Genomic DNA, 24,779 nt, shown 5'->3' with positions numbered 1-24,779 from the left:
GTCGCCTTCCTCTATGCGGCCTGCGCGGCGCTGCGCCTGGCCCGGTTCAATACGCAGGTCGGCACGGTGGACAAGCGCTGGTTCATCGGTCTGGCCAGTCCGGCCGCGGCCGGATTGATGATGTCCTTCGTCTGGGCCTTCGCCGATGGCGATCTGGGCTGGAGCGGCGAGGAGCTGCGCTATGTGGCGCTGGGGGTGACCATAGCCTCCGCGCTGCTGATGGTCAGCCGCATCCGTTTCTGGAGCTTCAAGGGCAGCGGGGAGGGCGGGGCCAAGGCCGACCGCATTCCCTTCTATGCGCTGTTCCTGGTGCCGGTGGTGATCGCGGTGCTGGCGATGGACCTGCCACGCGCGCTGCTGGCCATCGGCGTGGTCTATGCGTTTTCGGGACCGGGATTCTGGCTGTGGAGACGCTGGCGCAAGATGCCGGAGATCACGCCGTGAGCGAGCTGTGGTCGTCGCAACAGCATGAGTGGCTGACTGCGCTGGGCCACACGCTGTATGTGCAGGGCGCGGCGGAAGCGCCGGCCGCGGTTGCCGTTGCGGTCGAATCCGTCACGCCGCAGCGCGAAACCACCCAGCCCGTCGCCCCCGTGCGCCGCAGGCCCGAGCCCGAAGCCACGCCCCCCGCGCGCGTCGCCGCTCCGCCACGGCGCGCCGCTTCGCGCCTGCCGGACAAGCTGCATTTCGCGCTGATCCGCGCTTCGGGCTGCAATCCCAATGCCGAGGACGCGGCCGCGATCATCGCCAGCTGGCCCCCTTCCTCCGAACTGCGCGGCAATCCCGCGGCCAAGCGTGCCCTGTGGCCTCAGTTGCGCGCTTTGCGCAGGCAGCGCTCGCCGTGAGCGCGGTCGCTGTCGACGCCGGGCATGCCGACGTGGGCTTGCGCGCGATGCGCGAGTCGGACCTGGACTCCATCCTGGCCATCGAGCAGCGCGCGTATCCGTTCCCGTGGACGCGCGGCATCTTCCGCGATTGCCTGGCCGCCGGTTATCCCGCCTGGGTTCTGCAGGAGCACGGCCTGCCCATCGGTTACGCAGTCATCAGCGTGGCGGCGGACGAGGCGCATATCCTGAACATCTGCGTCGCGCCGGAGCGCCAGGGCCGCGGTCACGGCCGTCAGTTGTTGCGGTCGCTGGTCAAGCTGGCCATCGACCTGGGCGCCGCGCGCATCTTTCTGGAAGTGCGCCCTTCCAATCCCAACGCCATCGCGCTGTACCACGACGAAGGCTTCAACGAGATCGGAAGGCGTCCGCGCTACTACCCCGCGCGCGACGGACGCGAGGATGCGCTGGTGATGGCGATGGAGCTGGTGGGCGAAGATATCGACCGGATGCCTGCGCTGTAGGAACTATGTGGGAGCGGCGTCCCGCCGCGAGCTTTTATCTAGAGATGCAGAGATCATAAAGCTCGCGGCGGGACGCCGCTCCCACGGGCTGTGTTGGGATTCAAAGCTTGGCGCGTTGTTCGAGCAAGCCGGCCAGCTGGTTGCTCCAATCGACCAGCCGCTGGCGTTCCTGTTCGATCACCGCGGGCGGCACCTTGTCGCTGAATTTGGACAGCTTGGTTTCGCTTTTCTCTTTCTCGCCCGCGACCCTGGCGATCTCCTTGTCCAGGCGCGCGCGTTCGGCATCCAGGTCGACCAACCCTTCCAGCGGCACCAGCAGCTTCAGCTCGCCGACGATGGCTACCGCCGCCGCAGGCGCTTGCGCATCGGTCTGCAGCCATTGGATGCTTTCCAGCTTGAGCAGGAAAGAAAGTTGCGAGGCGTAGCGATCGGCGAGTTTGCGGTCGTTGTCGTTGCCGCCCTGCAGCAGCAGGCTCACCTGCTTGCCGGGCGACACGCCCAGCTCGCTGCGCACCCGGCGCAATGCCGAGACCATGTCCTTCAACCATTCCACGTCGATTTCAGCTTGTGCGTAATCGTTGCCGGTGTAGTCGGCGGCTTCCGGATAGGGCTGCAGCGAAATGGTGCCGCCTTCGATGCCCAGACGCGGGGCGACCTGCTGCCACAGCTCTTCGGTGACGAAAGGCGTCAGCGGATGCAGCAGGCGCAACAGCGATTCAAGCACGTACAGCAGCGTGTGGCGGGTGCTGTCGGCAGCGGCCGAGTCGTCGCCGTTCAAGGCCGGTTTGGTCAACTCCAGGAACCAGTCGCAGAATTCGTTCCAGGCGAATTCGTACAGCGTTTGAGCAAGCAGGTCGAAGCGGTAGCTGGCGTAGTGGGTTTCAGCCTCGGCCGAAACTTTGGCCAGGCGCGCCAGTATCCACTTCTCGGCGTCGGTTATTGGAGAAAAATCAAGAGCGCTCCCATCCGCCCTTCGGGCACCTTCCCCCGCGAGCAGGGGAAGGGTGAAGCCTTCGGTATTCATCAACACGAAGCGCGTCGCATTCCACAGTTTGTTGCAGAAATTCTTGTAACCCTCCGCGCGGCCCATGTCGAACTTGATGTCGCGGCCGTGGTTGGCCAGTGCGGCGATGGTGAAGCGCAGCGCGTCGGCGCCGTGGGCCATGATGCCGTCGGGGAATTCCTTGCGCGTGGCCTTCTCGATCTTGGGCGCATCGGTGGGCTTCATCAGGCCGGTGGTGCGCTTGGCGACCAGATCTTCCAGGGCGATGCCGTCGATGATGTCCAGCGGGTCCAGCACGTTGCCCTTGGACTTGGACATCTTCTGCCCGTCCTTGTCGCGGATCAGGCCGGTGATGTAGACGTCCTTGAAGGGAACTTCACCGGTGAAATGGTCGGTCGCCATGATCATGCGCGCGACCCAGAAGAAGATGATGTCGAAGCCGGTGACCAGCACCGAACTGGGCAGATAGCGGTCGAAACCGCGTTCGGCCATCGCCGCCTGATCGGGCCAGCCCAGGGTGCTGAACGGCCACAGCTGCGAGCTGAACCAGGTTTCCAGCACGTCGTTGTCCTGCGAAAGCGCCACTTCGCTGCCGAGCGAATTCTTCGCGCGCACTTCCGCTTCGTCGCGGCCGACATAGATATTGCCGCTCTCATCGAACCACGCCGGAATACGATGGCCCCACCACAGCTGGCGGCTGATGCACCAGTCCTGGATGTTCTCCATCCAGTGGCGGTAGGTGTTGATCCAGTTGGCGGGCACGAACTTCACAGCACCGTTCTCGACCAGCTCTAATCCGCGCGCAGCCAGTCCGTCCATCTTCACGAACCACTGGTCGGTCAGATACGGTTCGATCACCTGGCCGGTGCGGTCGCCTTTGGGTACCTGCAGCTTGTGCGGCTTGGTTTCCACCAGCAGGCCCGCGTCTTCCAGATCGGCGAGGATCCGCTTGCGCGCTTCGTAGCGGTCCAGGCCGCGGTACTTCTCCGGTGCCGCATCGTTGATGGCGGCCGTCGGAGTGAGGATGTTGATCAGCGGCAGGTTGTGGCGCATGCCGACCTGGTAGTCGTTGAAATCGTGCGCTGGCGTGATCTTGACCACGCCGGTGCCGAACTCGCGTTCGACGTAGGTGTCGGCGATGATCGGAATCTCGCGTTCGGTCAACGGCAATTTCACGGTCTTGCCGACCAGGTGCGCGTAGCGCTCGTCTTCCGGATGCACCGCCAGCGCCGAATCGCCCAGCATGGTTTCCGGACGCGTGGTGGCCACGGTCAACGTGCCGCTGCCGTCGCTGAGCGGGTAGGCGATGGACCACAGGAAACCGTCCTGCTCCACATTCTCCACTTCCAGGTCGGAGATCGCGGTCTTCAGTACCGGATCCCAGTTGACCAGACGCTGGCCCCGGTAGATCAGGCCTTCTTCGTGCAGTCTGACGAAGGCTTCGATCACCGCCTTGGACGCCATCGGATCCATCGTGAACGCGCTGCGCGACCAGTCGCTCGAGGTGCCAAGACGGCGCATCTGGCGTTCGATGGTGTCGCCGGACTGCGCTTTCCATTCCCATACTTTTTCGATGAAGCCTTCGCGGCCCAGCGAGTCGCGGGTTTCGCCCTTGCCTTCCAGCGCCAGGTTGCGCGAGACCACCATCTCGGTGGCGATGCCGGCATGGTCGGTGCCCACCTGCCACAGCGTGTCGTAGCCGCGCATGCGGTGGTAGCGCACCAGCGCGTCCATCAGCGTCTGCTGGAAGGCATGGCCCATGTGCAGCGTGCCGGTGACATTGGGCGGCGGCAGCAGGATGGTGTACGGCTCGCCTTTGCCGCTGGGCTTGAAATAGCCGGCGGCTTCCCACTCGGCGTAGAGGCGGGCTTCGAAGGATTTGGGGTCGTAGCTGGGGGCGAGGTCGGTCATAAAGCTTGGGAATCGAGAATAGGGAACAGGGAACAGGGAATAGGAAAGGCAGGCTATGGGACAGGGACGATTCCCAATTCTCCATTCCCTGTTCCCGGCTTTACATATCGTGCTTGCTGACGTCGTACCCGCGCGCCTTGTACTGCTTCCAGCGTTCGCGCAGCGGTTCGCGCGCGGATTCGTCGGCGGGTACGACTTCCAGGATGCGTTCGCAAGGGCCGTCGAAGGCCGCGTCGCGCAGGTTGATCACCAGTGCGCGTGCGGGCGTATCGACGTCGGGCGTGGCGATCAGCACCGGGGTCAGTTCGTCTTCCTCGTCACCGGCGATCTGGTGCGGGATGTAGGCGTCGTCGTCCAGCTCCCACAGCAGCGCGTCGATCTGTTCGGCCTGCTCGGCGTCGCGCGCCAGCACCAGCGTCCACAGGTTGGCGTCGTAGGACTTGCGCGCGAGTTCGCAGACCAGCTTGAGCGGCTCTTCCAGGAAGCGGGGCTTCGCGATCAGGTAGAAATCGGCGCGCGGCATCAGGGCAGGGAATGGGGAATGGGGAACCGGGAATGGAAACAGCGAAGAGCCGCTGTTCCCCAAGTCGAAGCTGATGGCGGAAACGCTTTGCTCTTCACGATTCCCTATTCCCTACTCTCAATTCCCGACCGCTGCGCGGTCCAGCAACCACTGCGTCAGCAGACCCACCGGCCGGCCGGTGGCCATGCCGCGCTTGCCTTCGTCATTGGCTACGCCGGCGATGTCCAGGTGCGCCCAGCGCTGGTTCTCGGTGAAGCGCGCCAGGAAGCAGCCGGCGGTGATGGCGCCGGCCCAGCGGCCGCCGATGTTGTAGACATCGGCGAAGGTGGAGTCGAGCTGGGTCTGGTATTCGTCCCACAGCGGCAGGCGCCAGGCGCGGTCGAATACGGTTTCGCCGGCGGCCAGCAGTTCGTTGGACAGGTCGTCGTGCTTGCTCATCAGGCCGGTGGCGAAGCGGCCCAGGGCCACGATGCAGGCGCCGGTCAGGGTGGCCACGTCCAGCAGCGCTTCGGGTTCGAAACGCTGCGCGTAGGTCAGCGCGTCGCACAGGATCAGGCGGCCTTCGGCGTCGGTGTTGCCGACTTCGATGGTCTTGCCGGACATGCTGGTGATGACGTCGGAAGGGCGGTAGGCGTTGCCGTCGATCGCGTTCTCCACCGCCGGCACCACCACCACCACGTTCAACGGCAGCTTCATCTTCACCGCCGACACGAACGTGCCGATGACGTTGGCGGCGCCGCACATGTCGTACTTCATTTCCTCGATGCCGCCCTGGGTCTTCAGGTTGACGCCGCCGGTGTCGAAGGTGATGCCTTTGCCGACCAGCACGAACGGCTTGGCGTCGCCGCTGCCGCCGTTCCACCTGAGCACGATCAGGCGCGGGCGATTGGCCGAACCGCGCGCGACCGCCAGCAGCGAACCCATGCCCAGGGTTTCCATCTGCGCTTCGTCCAGGATCTCGGATTCGGCGCCTTCGTGTTCGGATGCGAACTTCTGCGCTTGTTCGGCCAGATAGGCCGGGGTGCAGATGTTGGGCGGCAGGTTGCCGAGCTCGCGCGCGAAGGCGACGCCGGCGGCGATCGCTTCGCCGTGCGCCAGGGCCTGCGCGTCCTTGCCGCTGACCGACAGCGTGGACAGGCCGGTGTCGTCGGTCTTCTTCTTGCCCAGCGTGGCGGTGTAGCGGTAGCTGGCGTGATCGGAAGCGATCACGGCCTGGCGGATGTTCCAGGCGTTGTCGCGTCCCTTCACTTCCAGTTCGGACAAGGTGAACAGCACGTTGGCCGAAGGACCGACCTTCAGCGCGCGCGTCGCGTCGCCCACGGCCTTGAGGTATTGCGGAACGCCGAACTTGGCCGCCTCGCCCAGGCCGACCACCAGCACGCGCGGTGCGGCAATGCCCGGAAGGTCGTGCAGCAGGGTGGTTTTGCCGGTCTTGCCGCTCACATCGCCGCGTTGGACCAGCGTGTTGAGCTTGCCGCCGCTGGCCGCGTCCAGCGCCCGCCCGGCCGGTGTCAGGGTCTTGTCGCCGTAGGCGCCTACCACGACGCAGTCGAAGGCCGCCGAAGCAGGCGCGTCGTGGTTCAGGGTGAATTCCAGTGCCATTGAGCAGATTCCCAGATCATTAGGTGGCGAGTTCCGTACAATCGCGGGTCCTCAGGCTGCGGCATGACCGCGCCGGACCGCAGAAAACCGCGGCCAATCCCAGCGAACGAACCCGAGATTGTAAACCAACCCCCATGGCGAAGCTGGACCGCTACCTCTTCCGCGAATTCACCCAGAGCTTCCTGGCCACGCTGATCGTGCTGCTGGTGGTGAGCCTGGGCGGGGTAATGGCCGATTTGCTGGGCAACATCGCCGAAGGGCGGATTCCGGCGAACCTTCTGATCTCGCAGATGGGCCTGCAGTTGCTGAACTATCTGCCGGTGATCCTGCCGCTGGCGCTGATGCTCGGCCTTCTGCTGGCTTTCGCACGCCTGTACCGCGATTCGGAAATGCCCGTGCTGACCGGGATCGGGGTCGGCCCGGGGCGCATGCTCAAGCCCTTCCTGATGCTGGTGGTGCCGGTGGTGGCCGTGATCGGCGCCCTGTCGTTGTGGCTGGGGCCGTGGGCCGACCGGACCAGCGAGCGCATGATCGAGCACGCCAACCGCAGCCTGGTCGTGGCCGGCCTGGACGCGGGCAGGTTCACCATGCTGCCCAACGGCAGCGTCATCTATATCGGCGGAATTTCGGCCGATGGAACGAAATTGCAGCGCGTGTTCGTGCAACGCCAGGAAGGCGACCGGCTGGACGTGGTGACCGCGCGCACGGGCGAGATGTTTTTCGAAGGCCAGCGCGACCGCTACATGCGGCTCAACGAGGGATTCCGGGTGGAAGGCCCGTTGGGTGCAGGTCGCGACTTCAATCTGATGCGCTTCGCCAGCAACGAGTTCGCGCTGCCGGACCGGGCCGATGTGCGCGCCGAGACCGACCCCGAGCTGCTGCCCACCCTGGCTTTGTTCGGCGACAAGCGCACCGACGCCAATGCGCAGCTGCATTACCGGCTTACCCCGCCGCTGCTGGCGCTGGCGTTCGCGCTGATCGCGCTGCCGCTGGCGCGCAGCTCGCCGCGGCAGGCGCGCTATGGGCGCATCATGCTCGGCTTCCTGGCCTATCTGGTCGGCACCAATCTGATGTACATCGGCACCCAGGCGCTGTCCGACGGCAAGGTGCCCGGCGCGCTGGGGCTCTGGTGGCTGACCCTGCCGCTGCTGGCGTTCGGTTTCTGGGCTTATCTGCGCGACGGGCGCATGGCGCGTTCGCGGGTGAAGGCGTCATGAGGCTGAGTCCCAATCTTCACGATCTGTACGTGGGCCGGGTGGTCCTGGTCACCGTCCTGCTGGTGTGGTCGGTGCTGGTGGGGCTGGATGTGGTCAACGCCATTTCCAGCGAGCTCAACGACCTGGGCAAGGGCAGCTACAGCTTCGGCCACGCGGTGGCTTTCGTGGCCTACACCATCCCGCGCCGCGCCTACACCATGTTCCCAACCGCGGCGGTGATCGGCGCGCTGATGGGGCTGGGCCAGTTGGCCGCCAGTTCCGAGCTGATCGCACTGCGTGCCGTAGGGCTGTCGCGCCGGCGCCTTAGCCTGTCCGTCGCCATCGCCCTGGCCCTGCTGACCGGGCTGATGGTGCTCGGCATGGAAACCGTGGGCAGCTGGGGCCAGACCCAGGCCGATCGGGTCAGGACCTCGGCGATCACCAACAACGCGGCTGCGGCGACGTACTCGGGGCTGTGGGCGCGCGAGGGCAATGTTTTCCTCAATGCGCAGGGCGGCGAAAAGAAGGTGCAGGACGGCCGCGAGTGGCTGCAGCTGCGCGACGTGCGTCTGTACGAGCTGGCCGACGACGGCAGGCTGGCCGCGATCTCCCACGCCACCACCGCCGAAAACTTCGACGACAAGTGGGTGCTGAAGAACGTGTTGCGCACCACTTTCAACGCGCGGTCGGTGACCCAGCAGCAGTTGCTGGGCATGCGTTGGGATTCGGACCTGGACCCGGCCGCGCTGGCCGACACCATCGCCAAGCCGCGCTACATGGCCTCTACCGACCTGGCGCGCAGCATCGATTACCGCAAGCGCAATGGGCTGGACGCGCGCGAGTACCAGGAGGTCTACTGGGGCCGCTGGTTCTACCCGTTGAATGTGCTGGCGCTGTGCCTGGCCGCCATTCCCTTCGCCTTCGGCAGCCTGCGCAGCGGCGGGCTGGGCAAACAGCTGTTCCTGGGAATCCTGTTCGCCTTGGGCTTCTGGCTGCTGCAGACCTTGTTCAGCCGGCTGGCGGGTGCGTTCAAGTTCGACTACTGGATCGCCTATCTGTTGCCGCCGCTGGTGATGCTGACGGTGTCGGCGTGGTTGTTCAGGCGGCGCAGCAGTTAGTTGCGCCGAGGTAGGTCGGGGCTGCGCCCCCCGACGTACGGGAACTGGAACCGTGCGTGCGTCGGCCGCGTAGGGCCGACCTACGGCGCCACGTCATTTTTTCGGCAGCCGGATCATGCGTGTGCCGCTGGCCCGATCATGCAAAGTGAGCTTTTTGCGATCCACCCACGCCCACCAGAATCCCAGACCGGCCAGCAACGACGAAAAAGTAGCCACCGCATAACGTACGCAGAGCGCCCGCCAGCTTGGCGCACCGCCATCGGCCGCAACCACTTTCAGGCGCCACGGGCGCATGCCCAGGGTCTGCCCGCCGCGTCGCCAGCTGATCACCGCGTAAGCGCCCGTCACCAACCAGCAGGCCAACCAGAGCGCGATCTGCAAAACGCTGAAAGGTGCGATGTTCTGCCGCGCTGCGTGGCCAGTCAGGTAATAACCGAGGGTGAAAGCAGCGCTCAGCAGCATCCACAGCGCCAGCGCCGGCCAGAAATCGTAGAGCAGGGCGAGCAGGCGCCACCCTATGTGGGCGCGGGGTTTCGGCGTGGCGGCGAGTGGGTCGTTCATGCGCACAGGATAGCGGGACGCGCCGACCCAGCGTAGGACGCGCAGGGACGCGTAGGAGCGACGTAAGTCGCGAAGGTTCGTTCAAGGCAATATGTTCGCGACTTACGTCGCTCCTACGCGCGCACTCGTATGCTTGGCCGATGAATTCGACTTCTCCCGCCGATCGCCGCACCCAGGCCATGGCTTTACCGCCGGTACCCGATGCCGATGCCGCGGACATCGCCGCTTTCCTGGATGCGATCTGGGCCGAAAACGGCTTGTCCAAGCCGACCCTGGCCAGTTATCGCCGCGACCTGGAAGGCCTGGCGCGCTGGCGTAATGGGCGGCAGGGCGGGCTGGCGCAGGCCGATCGCGCGGGGCTTTTCGATTATTTCGCCGCGCGCACTGCGCTGAGTTATTCGCCGCGCAGCAATGCGCGCCTGTTGTCGTCGCTGCGCGCCTTCTACGCGTGGCTGCTGCGGCGCGGCCTGCGCAGCGACGATCCCACCGCGTTGCTCGACCCGCCCAAACTGCCGCGCTCGCTGCCCAAGGCCCTGGCCGAAAGCCAGATCGACGCCCTGCTGGCCGCGCCGCAGACCGATACGCCGCTGGGACTGCGCGACCGCGCCATGTTCGAACTGATGTACGCCGCCGGCCTGCGCGTGAGCGAGCTGGTGAACCTGCCCGCCAATGCAGTGAACCTGCGCCAAGGAGTGGTCAGGGTGACCGGCAAAGGCAGCAAGGAGCGGCTGGTTCCGCTGGGCGAGGAGTCGCAGCACTGGCTGGAGAAATATCTGGCCGAAGCCAGGCCGGAACTGGCGGGCAAGCACAACCGGACGGGGCTGTTCATCGGCAGCGATGGCGAACCGCCCAGCCGCCAGCAATTCTGGGGGCTGGTGAAGCGCTATGCCGCCGTCGCCGGCATCGATCCGGGCAAAATCAGCCCGCATGGGCTGCGTCACAGCTTCGCCACGCACCTGCTCAACCATGGCGCGGATCTGCGCGCGCTGCAGATGCTGCTGGGCCACAGCTCGCTTTCCACTACACAGATCTACACGCTGGTGGCGCGCGAGCACCTGCAGCACCTGCACGCCAAGCACCATCCGCGCGGATAAGGCAGGCGTATCCGCCCAAGCGCGGACCATTGCGCCAAGGCAAGCATCGTTGCGATCGACGATGACGGCGCAAGGGCGAAAACCGCCACCCGGCGAGATATGCGAAAATTGAACTCGAAAGCCCCATGCGCGGTCGCAACCCCTGGCTGCCCATTCCTCACGTCTCAAAGGACCGCTTCATGAAGCATCTGCTGTTCTGCCTCGCCATGCTGCCGGGTCTGGCCAGTCTTTCCGCTTGCGCACAGGCCCCGCAACCCGGAGCGGCGGCGCAGGCCCCGGCAGCGGCGCCTGCGGCGGTCAAGGGCAATACGCCCGACGAACGCGCGCGCCAGGCGCTGCTGACCTTGAACCCGAAGATGCAGATCGACTACATCGGCGCCGCCGCCCTGCCTGGCTTCCGTGAAGCCATCATCGGCGGGCAGGTGGTGCTGATCAGCGACGACGGCAAATACCTGGTGCAGGGCAGCGTGGTGGATATCGGCTCGCAGAAGGAGCTGACCCAATCCAGCCCGGCGTTGTCCAAATACCGCCAGGACCTGCTCAAGAGCGTCAAGACCAGCGAGCGCATCGTGTTCGCGCCGCCCAATCCGAAATACACCATCAGCGTGTTCACCGACATCGAATGCGGCTACTGCCGCAAGCTGCACAGCGAAATCGCCGAATACAACAAGCGGGGCATCGCCATCGAATACATGGCTTTCCCGCGCATGGGCCTGGGCAGCCAGGACCACCGCGACATGATCTCGGTCTGGTGCGCCACCGACCGCAAGCAGGCCCTGACCGACGCCAAGGGCGGCAAGCCGGTCCCCGCGCGGGCGTGCAAGAGCACGCCGGTGGACATGGAATACCACGTGGGCCAGCGCCTGGGCATTTCCGGCACGCCGGCCATTTTCGCCCCGGACGGAACCCAGCTGGGCGGATACCTGCCGCCGGACAAGATGCGCGAAGCCCTGGACAAGCTGGCGGGCGAGGCCCAGGCGGTCAAGCCGGCCGGCATGCAGTAAGCCGCCTTCCGGGCAAAATGCGACACGACGAAGCCGGCCCCGCGCCGGCTTCGCTACAATAGTGAGCCCCGTTTCTTCCGGTTCCGGACATGATCGTCCTCGAGGGCCAGCCGGCCCTGTCGCAGTTCCGCCGCGCGCGGCTTGAATCCCGATTGCAGTCCGTCTCGCCTTCCGTGCTGGTGCGCGGGGCCTGGTACGTCTATTTCGTCGAACCCGAAGCGGGCGCCGAGGTCGACATCGGCACCCTTGGCCGCATCCTGCAGGCCTCGTCCGATCCGGTGGCGGCGGCAGAGGACACCCAGTCGCGTTTCATCGTGCCGCGTCTTGGCACCTTGTCGCCCTGGGCCAGCAAGGCCACCGAACTGCTGCGCGGCGCCGGCCTGCCGGTCAAGCGCGTGGAGCGCGGGACCCGCATCGACCTGCAAGGCTGGGAAGACTCCGCCGCGCTGGCCAAGCTGCTGCACGACCCGATGACCCAATCCCTGCTCTCGGCGCGCGAGCAAGCCGCGGCGCTGTTCACCGCACCGCCGCGCGGCACGCTGGAGCGCATCGCGCTGGGCGCGCTGGAGGCGGCCAACAAGCGGCTGGGCCTGGCCTTGGCCGACGATGAGATCGACTATCTGCGCCTGCGCTACGGCGAACTGGGCCGCGATCCTTCCGATGTCGAACTGATGATGTTCGCGCAGGCCAATTCCGAGCACTGCCGCCACAAGATATTCAACGCGACCTGGACCCTGGAAGGCAAGGACCAGCCGCAATCGCTGTTCCGCATGATCAAGCACACCCATGCGCAGACCCCGCAGCACACCCTGTCGGCGTACAGCGACAATGCCGCGGTGGTGGAAGGCTATGCGTCCTCGCGTTTCCGTCCCGGCGCCGATGGCGCCTACCGCAGCGAGCCGAAGATCGATTCGGCGTTCTGCATCAAGGTGGAAACGCACAACCATCCCACCGCCATCGCGCCATTCCCGGGCGCCAGTACCGGTGCCGGCGGCGAAATCCGCGATGAAGGCGCCACCGGCCGCGGCGGCAAGCCCAAGGCGGGGCTGAGCGGTTTCAGTGTCTCGCACCTGCGTATTCCTACGTTGCCGCAAGCCTGGGAAGCGCCGCGCGCGCTGAATCCGCGCATGGCGCCGGCACTGGAAATCATGTTGGACGGTCCGTTGGGCGCGGCCGCGTTCAACAACGAATTCGGACGCCCGAACCTGACCGGTTACTTCCGCAGTTTCGAACTCCCCGAGTCCGCGACGCTGACCCGCGCTTACGACAAGCCGATCATGCTCGCAGGCGGCCTGGGCGCCATCGACCGCATCCAGGTCGAAAAAACCCGTCTGCAGCCCGGCGACGCGGTGATCGTGCTCGGCGGCCCGGCGATGCTGATCGGTCTGGGCGGCGGCGCCGCCAGTTCGGTGGCCTCGGGCGACACCGCCGAAGACCTGGATTTCGCCAGCGTGCAGCGCGACAACCCGGAAATGGAGCGCCGCTGCCAGGAAGTGATCGACCGCTGCGTGGCGATGGGCGCGGACAATCCGATCCGCTGGTTCCACGACGTCGGCGCGGGCGGCCTGTCCAATGCGATTCCCGAATTGCTGCACGATTCCGGCATGGGCGGGGTGATCGACCTGGACCGTGTGCCCAGCGACGATCCTTCGCTGTCGCCGATGCAGCTGTGGTGCAACGAATCGCAGGAACGTTATGTGCTGGGCGTGGCGCAGGAGCGGCTGGCGGAATTCGCCGCGCTGTGCGAGCGGGAGCGGTGTCCGTTTGCGGCGGTGGGTGTGGCGACTGCGAACGAACGCCTAGTTGTGGGTTATGGCGCCACTGTGGATTCCCTTCTCCCGTCGGGAGAAGAGCCTGCCCCGTACTTGATACGGGGTGCCCGAAGGGCGGACGCCCCGAAGGAAGCACTCTTGGGGTGTGAGGGTACGGAGTACGGCAGCACTTCCACTTCGCCGTAACCTCACCCCAACCCCTCTCCCGACGGGAGAGGGGCTTATGCGATCGATCTGCCCATGGACGTGCTGTTCGGCAAGCCGCCGAAAATGCACCGCGACACCGCGCATCCGCCCGCGCCGCGTTGGCCGGCGGTGGAAACGGCGGGCCTGAACCTGCACGACGCCGGCCTGCGCGTGCTCGCGCATCCGTCGGTGGCTTCCAAGCAATTCCTGGTCACCATCGGCGACCGCAGCGTCGGCGGACTGACCGCGCGCGACCAGATGATCGGCCCCTGGCAGCTGCCGCTGGCCGACTGCGCCATCACCCTGTCGGGTTTCGACGGCTACGTCGGCGAAGCCATGGCCATCGGCGAACGCACGCCGTTGGCGTTGCTCGATGCCGCCGCTTCGGCGCGCATGGCGGTCGGCGAAGCGATCACCAATCTGTGCGCGGCGCCGGTGGAATCGCTGGACCGCATCAAGCTCTCCGCCAACTGGATGGCCGCGGCCAACCACGACGGCGAAGACGCTTTGCTTTTCGACGCGGTGAAAGCGGTGGGCATGCAGCTTTGTCCCGAGATCGATCTGAGCATCCCGGTCGGCAAGGATTCGCTGTCGATGCAGGCGCAATGGGTTGTAGCCGGGAATGGGGAATCGGGAATCGGGAATAGCAAGAGCAACAGCGCCGCTGCCGTAACCGCATCCGATTTTTCCATTCCCCATTCCCTATTCCCCATTCCCGGCACAACGCAGAAATCCGTTTCGCCGGTCTCGCTGATCATCACCGCCTTCGCCCCGGTCACCGACGCGCGCGAGCAACTCACGCCGCTGCTGGCACGCGAAGAGGACAGCGATCTGTGGTTGATCGGCCTGGGCGCAGGCAAGCAGCGCCTCGGCGGTTCGGTACTGGCGCAGTGCCATCCCGAAGCGGGCGCGGGCGCGTTGCCGGCCTTTGGCGGCAGCGATGCGGACGACAGCGTGCCCGACCTGGACGATCCGCAACGGCTGCGCGATTTCTTCGAACTCATCCGCGATGCGCGCGAAGCCGGCGTGCTGCTGGCCTACCACGACCGCAGCGACGGCGGCGCGTTCGCGGCGCTGTGCGAAATGGCGTTCGCGGCGCATTGCGGGCTGGACATCCAACTGGACGGGTGGGGCGACGATCCGTTCCGCACTCTGTTCGCCGAAGAGCTGGGCGCGGTGGTGCAGGTATCGGCCGAAGACCGCGCCGCCTTCGCGGATCTGGTCGAACGCCACGCGTTGACCGAATGCGCGCAGCGCATCGCCAAGCCCACCACTGCGCCGGTGATCCGCGTCGAACAGGAAGGGCAGACGCTGGCGCAATGGCGCTGGGACGAGCTGTTCGACGCCTGGTGGTCGGTCACCCACGCCATGCAGAAGCTGCGCGACAATCCGGAAACGGCCGATGAGGAGCGCGAATCCGCACGCGATTTCTCGGCGCCCGGTTTACGCCCGAAGCTGAGCTTCGATCCGGCCGAAGACATCGCCGCTCCCTACATCGCCAAGGGCGTCCGGCCGAAGGTCGCGATCCTGCGCGAGCAGGGCGTCAATGGCCAGATCGAAATGGCCGCCGCGTTCGACCGCGCCGGCTTCGAAGCGTTCGACGTGCACATGAGCGACCTGATCGGCGGGCGCGTGAAGCTGGACGGATTCAAGGGTTTCGCCGCCTGCGGCGGCTTCAGCTACGGCGATGTGCTGGGCGCGGGCCGTGGGTGGGCCACCTCGATCCTGGAGCGCAACGCATTGCGCGATGCGTTCGCGGCGTTCTTCCAGCGCAGCGACACGTTCTCGCTGGGTGTCTGCAACGGCTGCCAGATGCTGAGCCAGTTGAAGGACATCATTCCCGGCGCCACGCACTGGCCGCGCTTCCTGCGCAACCGCAGCGAGCAATTCGAAGCGCGCCTGTCCCTGCTGGAAGTGGTGGAATCGCCTTCGCTGTTCCTGCAGGGCATGGCCGGTTCGCGCATCCCCGTGTCGGTCGCGCACGGAGAGGGCCGGGCGGAGTTCGACAGCACGGCCGATCAGGCCGCGGCCCGGGTGGCATTGCGCTTCATCGGCGGAGACGGACGCACGGCGCTGCAATACCCGCTCAATCCCAACGGTTCGCCCGATGGCATCACCGGCCTGACCAGCGACGACGGCCGTTCCACCATCCTGATGCCGCACCCGGAGCGCACCTTGCGCAGCGTCAATCTCAGCTGGCGTCCACGGGAGTGGAAAGACGATTCGCCCTGGCTGCGGATGTTCCGCAACGCGAGGTCATGGGTCGCATAGCCCCTGCCATGTCCGTAGGCCGGGGCTACGCCCCCGACCGGCGGAACCCAGCGCGTATAAGCGACTTGGCACGAGTCCGTGCGTCGGGGGCGTAGCCCCGACCTACCCGGGCAGGTGCTGCTAGAGTGTGCCCCGGTTCCTTACGGAGTACTGCGTGAACGCAGCGCTTGCCCCCGATACGCAACAGGCCAATCCAGGCGCGGACGAGCGGATCGTCGCTGCCTTGCTTGAGAAAGGCAGGCTGAAGGACGCGGATCTGGCGCGCGCGCGGCGTCTGCAGGAAGAAACCGGCGGCGACCTGCTGTCGCTGCTGACCCGGCTGGGCCTGGTGTCCGAGCGCGACCATGCCGAGACCTGCGCCGAGGTGCTGGAGCTGCCGCTGCTCAACCTGAAGCAGGTACCCGAACTGCCGCCGGAATTCCCGCCGGAGACGCAGCCGCTTTCGCCGCGCTTCCTGCGCCAGTTCCACGTCTGCCCGCTGGGCGAGGATCAGGGTCGGCTGGATCTGTGGATGGCCGACCCGTACGACTCCTATGCCGTGGAAGCGGTGCAGTTGGCGACCGGCTATCCGGTGCGTCCCTGGGTGGGCCTGCGTTCGGAAATCGACGATCTGATCGAACGCTGGCACGGCCAGGGCCGCAGCGCGATGGGGACGATAGTGGAGGACGCCGACGGCGAGAGCACCGGCAATCTGGATGACGTCGAGCACCTGCGCGATCTGGCTTCCGAAGCACCGGTGATCCGCCTGGTCAATCTGGTCATCCAGCGCGCGGTGGAACTGCGCGCCTCCGACATCCACATCGAGCCTTTCGAAAACCGCCTGAAGGTGCGCTACCGCGTCGACGGCGTGCTGGAGGAGGGCGAAAGCCCGCCGGCCAACCTGACCGCCGCGGTGATCAGCCGCGTCAAGATCATGGCCAAGCTCAACATCGCCGAGCGCCGCCTGCCGCAGGACGGCCGCATCATGCTGCGCGTGCAGGGCAAGGAGCTTGATCTGCGCGTGAGCACCGTGCCCACCGCGCACGGCGAGTCGGTGGTGATGCGCCTGCTGGACCGCGAAACGGTGGTGTTCGACTTCCACAAGCTCGGCTTCACCAATCACTTCCTGCCGCAGTTCCAGAAAGTGCTGGAGCAACCGCACGGCATCCTGCTGGTCACCGGTCCCACCGGTTCGGGCAAGACCACCACGCTGTACACCGCGCTGAGCAAACTCAATACCGCCGACGTGAAGATCATCACCGTCGAGGACCCGGTCGAATACCAGATCGAAGGCATCAACCAGATCCAGGCCAAGCCGCAGATCGGCCTGGACTTCGCGCACGCCCTGCGCAGCATCGTGCGCCAGGACCCGGACATCATCATGATCGGCGAAATGCGCGACCTGGAAACCGCGCGCATCGCCATACAGTCCGCGCTTACCGGTCACCTGGTGCTGTCCACGCTGCACACCAACAACGCCGCCGGCGGCATCACCCGCATGCTGGACATGGGCGTGGAGGATTACCTGCTGACTTCCACCATCAACGGCATCCTGGCCCAGCGCCTGGTGCGCCGGCTGGAACCGGCGCACGCGGAGAAGTACCCGGCCTCGCCGGAGGAAATAGAGAAATTCGCCCTGCGCCGCTATCAGCCGCAGGGCGAGATATTCCTGTACCGCCCGCGCGCTTCGGCCATCGCGCCCACGGGCTATCTGGGACGCACCACCATCATGGAATTCCTGGTCATGAACGACGAGCTGCGCCGCGCGGTGATGCGCCACGCCGGCATGGGCGAGCTGGAGCAGCTGGCGCGCGATGCGGGCATGCGCACGATGTACGAGGACGGCATCGTCAAGGCGTTGAGCGGGGAGACGACCATCGAGGAGGTGTTGCGGGTTACGGAAGATGCGTAATCAGGGTCATGCCCGATTACCATCAGATCGTCATTCCCGCGAAGGCGGGAATCCATGGACGTACAAGGAGGTGTCATGGAAAAGCAGCCATGCGTCTATCTGCTGGCCAGCAGCCGCAATGGAACGCTTTATGCGGGCGTCACCAGCAACCTGATCGGCCGGACCTGGCAGCATCGGGAGCATGTAGTTGAAGGTTTCAGCAAGCGCTACGAAGTGACCTGTTTGGTTTGGTATGAATTGCATCCCACAATGGAGTCCGCGATCCAGCGAGAGAAGCGCATTAAGAAATGGAACTGGGCCTGGAAAGTTCGCCTGATAGATGAAAGCAATCCTTCATGGCGGGATTTGTGGCCGGATATCACTGGGCAGGTGCCGAAAGCCAACGTCCATGGGTTCCCGCCTTCGCGGGAATGACGGCTGAAAAAAAATTCGAGCGAACACGTACCAACCCTAGCCACCAACCAACAATACTCATGCCCCTCTACCGCTACAAAGCCCTCAACGCCCGCGGCGAAGTCCTCGACGGCCAGATGGAAGCCGCCAACGACGGCGAGGTGGTGGCGCGTCTGCAGGAGCAGGGGCATTTGCCGGTCGAGGCCAGGCTGGCTTCCGAAGGCGGCGGAACTTCGCTGCGCTCGCTGTTCCAGGCCAAGCCCTTCGCCGGCGACCGGCTGGTGCAGTTCACCCAGCAATTGGCGACGCTGCTGGGGGCCGGGCAGCCGCTGGACCGTTCGCTGACCATCCTGCTGGAACTGCCCGAAGACGACAAAGCGCGGCGCACCATCGCCGATATCCGCGACGCGGTGCGCGGCGGCGCGCCGTTGTCCACGGCGCTGGAACGGCAGCACGGTACGTTCTCGCGGCTGTACATCAACATGGTGCGCGCGGGCGAAGCCGGCGGCAGCATGCACGAAACACTGCAGCGTCTGGCCGACTATCTGGAGCGCAGCCGCGCCATGCGCGGCCGCGTGGTCAACGCCATGGTGTATCCGGCGATCCTGATGGTGGTGGTGGGTTTCGCGCTGCTGTTCCTGATGGGTTACGTGGTGCCGCAGTTCGCCTTGATGTACGAAAGCCTGGACGTGACTCTGCCGTGGTTCACGCGCGGCGTGCTCGCGCTGGGTCTGTTCGTGCGCGACTGGTGGTTCGTGCTGATCGGTACGCCGGCGGCCCTGCTGTGGTGGCTCGACCGCAAGCGCCGCGACCCGGTGTTCCGCGACCGTTTCGATGCCTGGCTGCTGCAAAAGAAGCTGGTCGGTCCGCTGCTGGCGAAGATGGAAACCGCGCGCCTGGCGCGCACTCTGGGCACCTTGCTGAAGAACGGGGTGCCGCTGCTGGCCGCGCTGGGCATCTCCCGCAATGTGCTGGGCAACCGCGCCCTGTCCGCCGACGTGGAACAGGCCGCCGAGGACGTGAAGAACGGCCACGGCCTGTCGGCCTCGCTGGCCAAGGGCAAGCGCTTCCCGCGACTGGCGCTGCAGATGATCCAGGTCGGCGAGGAATCCGGCGCGCTGGACGGCATGCTGTTGAAGACCGCCGACACCTTCGAACTGGAGACCGCCCAGGCCATGGACCGCATGCTGGCTGCGCTGGTGCCGGTGATCACCTTGGTCTTGGCGGCGGTGGTCGGCATAGTCATCATCGCCGTGCTGGTGCCGCTGTACGATCTGACCAATTCGATCGGCTGAGGGGCCGCTGGCGACTCGGAAAACGACCCGTTCAGAGACCCCTGCCCACACTAACCGCCTCATGATTCCAAGGATTTCGTAATGCTGCGAGTTTCGCGCTCGATCACCCGCTCCCCCTCGCCGGCCGCGCAGAGCGGCATGAGCCTGCTGGAAATCATCATCGTCATCGTGCTGATCGGCGCGGTGCTGACCCTGGTCGGCAGCCGCGTGCTGGGCGGCGCCGATCGCGGCAAAGCCAATCTGGCCAAGTCGCAGATCCAGACCCTGGCCGGCAAGGTGGAAAATTATCAGTTGGATACCGGCAGCCTGCCTTCGCGGCTGGAGGATCTGGTCACCCAGCCGGGTAATGCCAATGGCTGGCTGGGCCCGTACGCCAAGGCGGCCGAGCTGAAAGATCCGTGGGGTCACCCCATCGAGTACCGCGCCCCCGGCGAGGCGCAGCCGTTCGACTTGATCAGCCTGGGCAAGGACGGTCAGGTAGGCGGCGACAGCTACAACGCCGACATCAAGTTCGAATAAAACCCCTGTATGGAGCGGGCCCGCATCCAGCGCATCCGCCTGCGCCAAGTCGCGGTCGGCGCCCCGCGCAGAGCGCGGGGCGTTTCCTTGCTGGAGATGTTGCTGGTGGTGGCGTTGATCGCCATCGCCGGCATGCTGGCGGCCATGGTGCTGACCGGCGGTCTGGACGGCATGCGCCTGCGTTCGAGCTCCAAGGAGATCGCCGCGCAACTTCGCTACGCGCGGGCGCAGGCCATCGCCACCGGCCAGCCGCAGCGTTTCGCGATCGATCCGGCCAGGCATCATTGGCAAGGCCCGAACCAGAGGCAGGGAAATATCCCGCCGTCGCTGCACGTGGAATTCACCGGCGCACGCGAAGCGCAGGCGCGCGCGGGCGAAGGCGGCATCCTGTTCTTTCCCGATGGCGCCTCCACCGGCGGCCGGGTGCAGCTGAGCGCGAAGAAGGCGGCGTGGCGCATCGACGTGGCCTGGCTGACCGGCGAAGTCAGGCTGGCGCGCGCGCCTGGCGGCGGCTCGCCTCCGTGAAATCGCCGCGATGAAATCCATGCGTAGCCATCGTTACGTCCGCGTCGGCGCGATCCGGCGCGGCCAGCGCGGCTTCACTCTGATCGAAGTGATCATCGCTTTCGCCTTGCTGGCGCTGGCGCTGACCTTGTTGCTCGGCTCGCTGTCGGGCGCGGCGCGGCAGATACGCACGGCCGACGACAACGGCCGCGCGACCCTGCATGCGCAATCCCTGCTGGCCCAGGTGGGCGTCGGCGAAGTCCTGCAGCCGGGGCGGAAGCAGGGTACGTTCGAAGAAGGGCGCTATCGCTGGGCGCTGGAAGTGGAGCCGTATGTCGATCCGCTGAAGCAGCGTTCGCCACAGGCCGGCGCTGGCGCTGGCGCACCGCGTCTGCTGCAGTTGCAACTGGACGTGGAGTGGGGCGACGCTGCGGGCCAGCGGCTGCGCTGGCGGACCCTGCGGCTGGCGCCCGCCGACGTCAATGCCCCGGCGCTCGTGCCATGAACCGCAACGTCCGCGGTTTCACCCTGATCGAAGTATTGCTGGCCACGGTATTGCTCGCCGCAGGCTTGGCGCTGGCCTTCGCCACCTTGCGTTCGGCCACGACCATGGTGCAGCGTGGCGAAAGCATCGCCCAACGCAACGAACGCATCCGCGCGGTCGAGGGCTTCCTGCGCCGGCGCATCTCCTCGGCACAGAACATCGCCTTCGCCGTCGATCCCGGCACGCAGAGGCAATACCGTTTCGTCGGCGAAGAGCGACGCATGCGTTTCGTGGCCGATCTGCCGGATTACCTGGGCCGCGGCGGACCCTACCTGCACGATCTGGTCGTGGCCGACGGGGGCAGCCAGCTGTTGGCTTCCTTCGCCATGGTCCAGGCCGGACGGGCGGTGCGCGAGGCGCAGCCGCGTCCGCCGGAAATCCTGGCCGACAACCTGGGCGCCGTGCGCTTCCGTTATCGCGGACTGGACCAGGAGGGCAAGCTGGGCCAGTGGCAGGAACGCTGGACCGCGGCCGAGTCCCTGCCGCTGCAGGTGTCGATAGATATCGAGTCCGTCGACGGCCGGTCCTGGCCTGGCCTGGTGGTATCGCTTGCGCAGGGCAGCGGCCAGGACAACGGACTCGGCCAGGGTCTGGAGCCGCCGCCATGAAGCGCGAACGCGGGGCCGCCTTGTTGCTGGTGCTGTGGCTGATCGCCTTGCTCACGGCATTGATCGGCGCCTTCGCCCTGACCGCGCGGGTGGAAGCCCTGCAGGGAAGGATATTGAGCGGCGGAGCCAGGACCCAGGAATTGGCCCGGGCCGGGGTGGAGTATTCGCTGGTACGGCTGGCCGACCCCGAGCCCGCTACCCGCTGGCTGCCCGACGGGCGCAGCTACCGGTGGAGCTATGCGGGCAGCGAAGTCGAACTCCAGATCGTCGACGAAACCGGCAAGGTGGATCTCAATCAGGCCGGCCAGCCTCTGCTCGCCGCGTTGATGCAGACGCAGGGCGTCGACCGGGAACAGGCCGGGCGCATCGCCTCGGCCATCGTCGACTGGCGCGATGCCGATCCGCTCACCCAGGTAGGCGGCGGCGCGGAAGATCCGGACTATGCGGCGGCGGGACGGCCTTATGGAGCGAAGGATGCGCCGTTCGAAACCGTGGCCGAAGTGGAGCAGGTGCTGGGCATGACCCCCGAACTGTATGCCCGGCTGGAGCCTTATCTGACTCTTTACAGCGGCCGTGGCGAACCCGACCCCACTTACGCGCAGGCGGCGGTGCTGACTGCGATGGGGCTGGATGCGGCGGCTTATCTGGCGCGCCGCAGAAGCCCCGCACCCGGCGCTGGCGCAGCGCAGCTCGTGGGCGGAGGCAGCGGCACGTATAGTATCGACAGCCGCGCACGGCTGGACGATGGCCGTGTTGCGGTATTGCGGACAGTGGTGCGTGCGGGTGGCGGCTCGGTACCGGGTTCGGCGTATACCGCGTTGCGCTGGCAGGAAGGAACGGCACCTCAATGACTACCACGCAGGAAAATCCGTCGCTGATACAGGGCATCCGTCGTTACGGCGCCGGAGCGGGCGGCTTTTTCCGCTGGTGGAAGCAGGCGCTGCTGTCGTGGCTGCCTTTGCGCTGGCGCGTGCTGTTCGGGCTGGCCAGCAACCGGCTGCTGTTTTCCCAGGTCGGCGACCAGCTGCGTCTGCATATCCAGGATGCCGAAGGCCTGCATGAAATCGCCTGGCTGCCGTTGCCGTTGGAAACGGAACAACTGGACGCCGTACTCGACAACCGCACCGGCAAATTGCCGCGCTGGCTGCTGCTGCCGGCTTCCGCCGCCTTGCAGCGCCGGCTGCTGCTGCCGGCCGCGGCGGCCGAGCGCCTGCGCGACGTGGTCGGCTTCGAGGTCGACCGTCAGACTCCTTTCACCGCCGACAGCGTGCGTTTCGATGCGCGCGTGCTGGCGCGCCGTGCGGACGGCCAGCTGGAGACCGAGCTGGTAGCGGTTCCGCGCGCGCGCTTCGACGCGGCACTGGCAGGGTTGGGCGGCTTGGCCGGATCGCTGGCGGGCGTGGACGCCAGCGACGCGAGCGGACGGCCTCTGGGCGTCAACCTGTTGCCGGCGGAAACGCGCCGCGACCGCCGCGACGCGATGCGCACCTGGAACTGGGTGCTGGGAGCGGTTGCGCTGGTCGGCGTGGCCGCAGCGTTCTGGCAGGTGCTGGACAACCGGCGGGAGTCGGCGGACGCCTTCACCCGGCAGGTCGAAGCACGCGCCCTGCAAGCCCGCAGCGTGGCCGCCCAGCGCCAGCAACTGGTCGATATCGTGGAAGGCGCCGCCTTTCTGGACCGCGCCCGTTCGGCGCGTCCCACCACCATAGAGTTACTGGACGAGCTCAGCCGCCGGTTGCCGGACAACACCTATCTGGAAAAAGTCGGAATAGAGGGCGACCGGTTGCTGGTGATCGGCTTGAGCCCGGAGGCTTCGGCCCTGGTCGGGCGCATGGAAGGCTCCCGGCTATGGCGCGCGCCCGCCCTCAGCGGTGCTTTGCAGCCGGATCCGCGGACCCGGCTCGACCGTTTCAGCATGACGGCCGAGCTTGCCACCGCCCCGGCTCCGGCTACCAACACCGGAGCCGCCAATGGCGCCCGCCGGCCCTGACCGTACCCGCCCCGATCGCGACCGCTGGCTGGCGCTGGGATTGCTGGCCGCGGCGCTTGGGCTCGCCTACCTGCTGATCGTCCACCCGCTGTGGACCGCGCCGATGCAGGAAGTCCAGGACCGCATCGACAGCGCACGCGAGCGCGAACTGCGCGTGCGCACCCAGCTGCAGCAGGCCCCGGAAATAAAGAAAGGGCTGGCCGCGGCCCTGGCCCAGCAGTCGCAGCGTCCGGGTTTCCTGCCGGAAGCCACTCCCGAACTGGCCACCGCCGGATTGGTGAAACGCCTGGAAACGGTGGTGCTGGAAGCCAGTCCGGGCAACCGCAGCTGCGCCATCACCAATCGCTCGCCGTTGGCCCAGCCCGGCAGCGAACGCTTCGCGCCCGTGGTCGTGCAGGTGCGTTTGAGCTGCGGCACGCCGGAGTTGGCCTCGGTCCTGTACGCGCTGGAAAGCGGCACGCCGCGTCTGTTCGTGGAAAACCTCAATGTCCTGACCATGGGTTATTCGTTCATGCCGGGGCAGTCCAGCGCGGGGCTGGATGTCAGTTTCGACCTGTACGGTTACCTGCGGCCGCCAACCGCTGCGCGCATTTCCGCTGCGCCGGCGATTGCGCCCACGCCGGTTACGCCAGGAGCGGTCGATGCGGATTGACTCCTTCGGTCCGCGCACCTGGCTGCTGGCCGCGCTGGCGGGCTGGGCATTGCTGGCATGGGTACTGGCCTTGTTCGGCATGGGCGGGCAGATTCGTCCGCTGGCCGACGACCCCAGCCTGGCGAACGCGTTGCCCAAACTTCCGCAGCAGACGCCGGAACGCCTCGGGCCGCTGGCCCAGTATTCCGAAATCGCCGCGCGCCCTTTGCTTTCCCAGAGCCGCAAGCCGCAACCTTTTTTCATCCAGGGCCAGGAAGGCGGCGAACAGCCGCAGACTTTCGATTTCGTCCTGACCAGCGTGCTGATCACGCCGCAGCTGCAGATGGCCATCCTGCAACCGACCCAGGGCGGGGAAGGGGTGCGACTGAAGATCGGGGACTCGCCCGAAAGCGCGCAAGGCTGGCGCGTGGCCGAAATACACCCGCGCAGCGTGGTGATCCAAGGTCCGGACGGGCCGCGTACATTGGAGCTGCGGGTGTTCGACGGGCTTAGCGGCCAGCCCCCCAGCGCCTCGCCCGTTTCGCCAGGATCGGCCCCGCCCGTGCAGCCTCCGACACCGGGGACAGCACCGCCGCCTGCCTCGCCGGTTATGACCACGCCCTCCCGGCCCATGCCGGTGTCGCCGGCCAACACTGCCGGTCCGGTGCCCGCGCCGGGCAGCCAGCCACAAGCCGAATCACCGATGACCACCGAACAGCAGATGGAAGCGATCCGCCAGCGCATCGAAGCGCGGCGCGCGCAGCTCCGCCAGCAGGGCCAAGCCCCGCCTCCCCCGAACAAGACCAAGTAGAGTG

General features: G+C 66.4%; 22 protein-coding genes and 1 pseudogene. 19 read left to right on the top strand and 4 right to left on the bottom strand.

Translation table 11 applies throughout. The features are described 5' to 3' along the window. The 3 genes from CSC73_RS17500 to rimI form a co-directional block, all read left to right on the top strand. Window positions 1–444, top strand: a 444-nt coding sequence (locus tag CSC73_RS17500) for a CDP-alcohol phosphatidyltransferase family protein (RefSeq protein WP_425502347.1), incomplete at its 5' end; no start/stop codon positions are given. Then, window positions 441–845 (top strand): alanine acetyltransferase, encoded by a 405-nt coding sequence (locus CSC73_RS17495; protein ID WP_163843110.1) that lies wholly within the window; start codon window positions 441–443, stop codon window positions 843–845. The genes CSC73_RS17500 and CSC73_RS17495, both read left to right, overlap by 4 nt. Window positions 846–892: 47 nt before the next feature. Continuing rightward, window positions 893–1,348 (top strand): ribosomal protein S18-alanine N-acetyltransferase, encoded by a 456-nt coding sequence (rimI, locus tag CSC73_RS17490; protein ID WP_163843138.1) that lies wholly within the window; start codon window positions 893–895, stop codon window positions 1,346–1,348. A 100-nt stretch (window positions 1,349–1,448) separates the two neighbouring features. Here rimI and CSC73_RS17485 read toward each other — a convergent pair whose 3' ends face one another. The 3 genes from CSC73_RS17485 to CSC73_RS17475 all read right to left on the bottom strand — a co-directional run bounded on the left by CSC73_RS17485 (window position 1,449) and on the right by CSC73_RS17475 (window position 6,387). Then, window positions 1,449–4,262, bottom strand: coding sequence for a valine--tRNA ligase (locus CSC73_RS17485; protein ID WP_163843107.1), 2,814 nt, complete (start codon window positions 4,260–4,262; stop codon window positions 1,449–1,451). A gap of 100 nt (window positions 4,263–4,362) precedes the next feature. Further along, window positions 4,363–4,785 (bottom strand): DNA polymerase III subunit chi, encoded by a 423-nt coding sequence (locus tag CSC73_RS17480; RefSeq protein WP_163843094.1) that lies wholly within the window; start codon window positions 4,783–4,785, stop codon window positions 4,363–4,365. A 117-nt stretch (window positions 4,786–4,902) separates the two neighbouring features. Then, window positions 4,903–6,387, bottom strand: a complete 1,485-nt coding sequence (locus CSC73_RS17475; RefSeq protein WP_163843091.1) for a leucyl aminopeptidase — start codon at window positions 6,385–6,387, stop codon at window positions 4,903–4,905. A gap of 134 nt (window positions 6,388–6,521) precedes the next feature. Here CSC73_RS17475 and lptF point away from each other — a divergent pair, with 134 nt between their 5' ends. Together lptF and lptG are read left to right on the top strand one after the other, a co-directional pair. Then, entirely contained in the window at window positions 6,522–7,604 is a 1,083-nt protein-coding gene (gene lptF / locus CSC73_RS17470; RefSeq protein WP_163843087.1) for an LPS export ABC transporter permease LptF, read from the top strand. Continuing rightward, the gene (lptG, locus tag CSC73_RS17465; RefSeq protein WP_163843085.1) at window positions 7,601–8,701 is read left to right on the top strand and encodes an LPS export ABC transporter permease LptG; all 1,101 of its coding nucleotides are present in this window, start codon (window positions 7,601–7,603) and stop codon (window positions 8,699–8,701) included. The genes lptF and lptG overlap by 4 nt, the downstream gene beginning before the upstream one ends. Window positions 8,702–8,794: 93 nt before the next feature. Here lptG and CSC73_RS17460 read toward each other — a convergent pair whose 3' ends face one another. Then, the gene (locus tag CSC73_RS17460) at window positions 8,795–9,262 is read right to left on the bottom strand and encodes an RDD family protein (RefSeq protein WP_163843082.1); all 468 of its coding nucleotides are present in this window, start codon (window positions 9,260–9,262) and stop codon (window positions 8,795–8,797) included. A 140-nt stretch (window positions 9,263–9,402) separates the two neighbouring features. Between CSC73_RS17460 and xerD the strand changes: the two genes are divergently transcribed. From xerD to CSC73_RS17390, 14 genes and pseudogenes are all read left to right on the top strand, one after another. Then, window positions 9,403–10,356 carry a site-specific tyrosine recombinase XerD gene (xerD, locus tag CSC73_RS17455; RefSeq protein ID WP_163843079.1) on the top strand — a complete coding sequence of 318 codons (954 nt, stop codon included), beginning with the start codon at window positions 9,403–9,405 and terminating at the stop codon, window positions 10,354–10,356. Window positions 10,357–10,535: 179 nt separating this feature from the next. Continuing rightward, window positions 10,536–11,360, top strand: coding sequence for a thioredoxin fold domain-containing protein (locus CSC73_RS17450; RefSeq protein WP_163843136.1), 825 nt, complete (start codon window positions 10,536–10,538; stop codon window positions 11,358–11,360). Between the two features lie 89 nt (window positions 11,361–11,449). Continuing rightward, window positions 11,450–15,589, top strand: a pseudogene (purL, locus tag CSC73_RS17445) (phosphoribosylformylglycinamidine synthase). Between the two features lie 154 nt (window positions 15,590–15,743). Next, on the top strand, window positions 15,744–17,480 hold the full coding sequence (gspE, locus tag CSC73_RS17440; RefSeq protein ID WP_163843075.1) for a type II secretion system ATPase GspE: 1,737 nt from the start codon (window positions 15,744–15,746) through the stop codon (window positions 17,478–17,480). Window positions 17,481–17,555: 75 nt separating this feature from the next. Next, the gene (locus CSC73_RS17435) at window positions 17,556–17,894 is read left to right on the top strand and encodes a GIY-YIG nuclease family protein (RefSeq protein WP_163843073.1); all 339 of its coding nucleotides are present in this window, start codon (window positions 17,556–17,558) and stop codon (window positions 17,892–17,894) included. 59 nt (window positions 17,895–17,953) lie between these two features. After that, window positions 17,954–19,168 carry a type II secretion system protein XpsF gene (gene xpsF / locus CSC73_RS17430; protein ID WP_163843072.1) on the top strand — a complete coding sequence of 405 codons (1,215 nt, stop codon included), beginning with the start codon at window positions 17,954–17,956 and terminating at the stop codon, window positions 19,166–19,168. Between the two features lie 81 nt (window positions 19,169–19,249). Then, window positions 19,250–19,687 (top strand): type II secretion system major pseudopilin GspG, encoded by a 438-nt coding sequence (gene gspG / locus CSC73_RS17425; RefSeq protein ID WP_246197563.1) that lies wholly within the window; start codon window positions 19,250–19,252, stop codon window positions 19,685–19,687. Between the two features lie 9 nt (window positions 19,688–19,696). After that, window positions 19,697–20,212 (top strand): type II secretion system protein XpsH, encoded by a 516-nt coding sequence (xpsH, locus tag CSC73_RS17420; protein WP_163843069.1) that lies wholly within the window; start codon window positions 19,697–19,699, stop codon window positions 20,210–20,212. A 19-nt stretch (window positions 20,213–20,231) separates the two neighbouring features. Further along, window positions 20,232–20,696 carry a type II secretion system protein XpsI gene (xpsI, locus tag CSC73_RS17415; RefSeq protein WP_163843131.1) on the top strand — a complete coding sequence of 155 codons (465 nt, stop codon included), beginning with the start codon at window positions 20,232–20,234 and terminating at the stop codon, window positions 20,694–20,696. After that, entirely contained in the window at window positions 20,693–21,343 is a 651-nt protein-coding gene (locus tag CSC73_RS17410; RefSeq protein ID WP_163843067.1) for a prepilin-type N-terminal cleavage/methylation domain-containing protein, read from the top strand. Before xpsI ends, CSC73_RS17410 begins: the two co-directional genes overlap by 4 nt. Beyond that, a complete protein-coding gene (locus CSC73_RS17405) occupies window positions 21,340–22,194 on the top strand; it encodes a type II secretion system minor pseudopilin (RefSeq protein ID WP_163843065.1) in 855 nt (284 codons plus the stop codon). Before CSC73_RS17410 ends, CSC73_RS17405 begins: the two co-directional genes overlap by 4 nt. Continuing rightward, window positions 22,191–23,333 carry a PilN domain-containing protein gene (locus CSC73_RS17400; RefSeq protein ID WP_163843061.1) on the top strand — a complete coding sequence of 381 codons (1,143 nt, stop codon included), beginning with the start codon at window positions 22,191–22,193 and terminating at the stop codon, window positions 23,331–23,333. The genes CSC73_RS17405 and CSC73_RS17400 overlap by 4 nt, the downstream gene beginning before the upstream one ends. Beyond that, entirely contained in the window at window positions 23,314–23,985 is a 672-nt protein-coding gene (gene gspM, locus CSC73_RS17395; RefSeq protein ID WP_163843057.1) for a type II secretion system protein GspM, read from the top strand. Before CSC73_RS17400 ends, gspM begins: the two co-directional genes overlap by 20 nt. Then, window positions 23,975–24,775, top strand: a complete 801-nt coding sequence (locus CSC73_RS17390) for a general secretion pathway protein GspN (protein WP_163843053.1) — start codon at window positions 23,975–23,977, stop codon at window positions 24,773–24,775. The genes gspM and CSC73_RS17390 overlap by 11 nt, the downstream gene beginning before the upstream one ends. The last annotated feature ends 4 nt before the right edge of the window (window positions 24,776–24,779 follow it).

The organism is Pseudoxanthomonas sacheonensis (genome assembly GCF_010093305.1).
GTDB classification, from domain to species: Bacteria; Pseudomonadota; Gammaproteobacteria; order Xanthomonadales; family Xanthomonadaceae; genus Pseudoxanthomonas_A; species Pseudoxanthomonas_A sacheonensis.
This window is presented reverse-complemented; position numbering and strand designations above follow the sequence as displayed.

Excerpts from the sequence above, each read along its gene's own strand:
- rimI (WP_163843138.1), top strand. The coding sequence starts at position 893 with ATGCGCGAGTCGGACCTGGACTCCATCCTGGCCATCGAGCAGCGCGCG.
- CSC73_RS17485 (WP_163843107.1), bottom strand. The coding sequence starts at position 4,262 with ATGACCGACCTCGCCCCCAGCTACGACCCCAAATCCTTCGAAGCCCGC.
- CSC73_RS17480 (WP_163843094.1), bottom strand. The coding sequence starts at position 4,785 with ATGCCGCGCGCCGATTTCTACCTGATCGCGAAGCCCCGCTTCCTGGAA.
- CSC73_RS17475 (WP_163843091.1), bottom strand. The coding sequence starts at position 6,387 with ATGGCACTGGAATTCACCCTGAACCACGACGCGCCTGCTTCGGCGGCC.
- lptF (WP_163843087.1), top strand. The coding sequence starts at position 6,522 with ATGGCGAAGCTGGACCGCTACCTCTTCCGCGAATTCACCCAGAGCTTC.
- lptG (WP_163843085.1), top strand. The coding sequence starts at position 7,601 with ATGAGGCTGAGTCCCAATCTTCACGATCTGTACGTGGGCCGGGTGGTC.
- CSC73_RS17460 (WP_163843082.1), bottom strand. The coding sequence starts at position 9,262 with ATGAACGACCCACTCGCCGCCACGCCGAAACCCCGCGCCCACATAGGG.
- xerD (WP_163843079.1), top strand. The coding sequence starts at position 9,403 with ATGAATTCGACTTCTCCCGCCGATCGCCGCACCCAGGCCATGGCTTTA.
- CSC73_RS17450 (WP_163843136.1), top strand. The coding sequence starts at position 10,536 with ATGAAGCATCTGCTGTTCTGCCTCGCCATGCTGCCGGGTCTGGCCAGT.
- CSC73_RS17435 (WP_163843073.1), top strand. The coding sequence starts at position 17,556 with ATGGAAAAGCAGCCATGCGTCTATCTGCTGGCCAGCAGCCGCAATGGA.
- xpsF (WP_163843072.1), top strand. The coding sequence starts at position 17,954 with ATGCCCCTCTACCGCTACAAAGCCCTCAACGCCCGCGGCGAAGTCCTC.
- gspG (WP_246197563.1), top strand. The coding sequence starts at position 19,250 with ATGCTGCGAGTTTCGCGCTCGATCACCCGCTCCCCCTCGCCGGCCGCG.
- xpsH (WP_163843069.1), top strand. The coding sequence starts at position 19,697 with ATGGAGCGGGCCCGCATCCAGCGCATCCGCCTGCGCCAAGTCGCGGTC.
- xpsI (WP_163843131.1), top strand. The coding sequence starts at position 20,232 with ATGCGTAGCCATCGTTACGTCCGCGTCGGCGCGATCCGGCGCGGCCAG.
- CSC73_RS17410 (WP_163843067.1), top strand. The coding sequence starts at position 20,693 with ATGAACCGCAACGTCCGCGGTTTCACCCTGATCGAAGTATTGCTGGCC.
- CSC73_RS17405 (WP_163843065.1), top strand. The coding sequence starts at position 21,340 with ATGAAGCGCGAACGCGGGGCCGCCTTGTTGCTGGTGCTGTGGCTGATC.
- CSC73_RS17400 (WP_163843061.1), top strand. The coding sequence starts at position 22,191 with ATGACTACCACGCAGGAAAATCCGTCGCTGATACAGGGCATCCGTCGT.
- gspM (WP_163843057.1), top strand. The coding sequence starts at position 23,314 with ATGGCGCCCGCCGGCCCTGACCGTACCCGCCCCGATCGCGACCGCTGG.
- CSC73_RS17390 (WP_163843053.1), top strand. The coding sequence starts at position 23,975 with ATGCGGATTGACTCCTTCGGTCCGCGCACCTGGCTGCTGGCCGCGCTG.